This is a genomic window from Streptomyces niphimycinicus (assembly GCF_018883605.1).
Classification (GTDB): Bacteria; Actinomycetota; Actinomycetes; order Streptomycetales; family Streptomycetaceae; genus Streptomyces; species Streptomyces niphimycinicus.
Genome location: NZ_JAHLEM010001139.1, coordinates 1 through 543 on the forward strand (window position 1 = coordinate 1; position 543 = coordinate 543).

At 68.7% G+C, this 543-nt stretch carries 2 protein-coding genes; one reads left to right on the plus strand and one right to left on the minus strand.

Annotated features, from left to right (window positions below):
* A partial coding sequence (locus KN815_RS48260; protein ID WP_216348092.1) for an acyl carrier protein occupies nt 1-233 on the minus strand: 233 nt, incomplete at its 3' end.
* A gap of 9 nt (nt 234-242) precedes the next feature.
* Here KN815_RS48260 and KN815_RS48265 point away from each other — a divergent pair.
* The coding region (locus tag KN815_RS48265; protein WP_216348093.1) for a hypothetical protein at nt 243-543 on the plus strand (301 nt) is incomplete at its 3' end.

The following is a 543-nucleotide window of genomic DNA, read 5'->3' on the forward strand; positions in this document are numbered from 1 at the left end:
GCACTCGGCGTGTGCGGTATCTGTATCTCTTCGGCCAGCCCTAGCGCCTCCCCGCACACATGCTCGGCGAGCGCCGTCGGGGTCGGGTAGTCGAAGATCACGGAAGCCGGGAATCGCAGTTGGGTGGCCGTACTGAGCCGGTCCCGCAGTTCCACGGCGGTCAGCGAGTCGAAGCCCAGCTCCTGGAAGGTCCGGTCGGGGTCGATCGCGGTCGGGTTCGGGTGACCCAACACTTCGGCTGCATGCGTCCGTACGAGCTCCGCGACCGCACGATCCCGCTCCTGCCGCGACAACCCACCGAGCGTGGCGGCGAATTCACCAGCCGCCGACGCGGCCGGCTCGGACGTGTCGGCTATCAGCTCGCTCAGCAGTGGACTCGGACGCAGGGCCGTGAACCTCGGCCCAAACCGCTCCCAGTCCACATCCGCCACCACGACCGCCGTCTCGCCATCACACAACGCCCGCCGCAACGCCACCACCGCCGCACCCGGCGCCATCCCCGACACACCACGCTCAACCAGAAACTCCTCACCCCCAACAGCC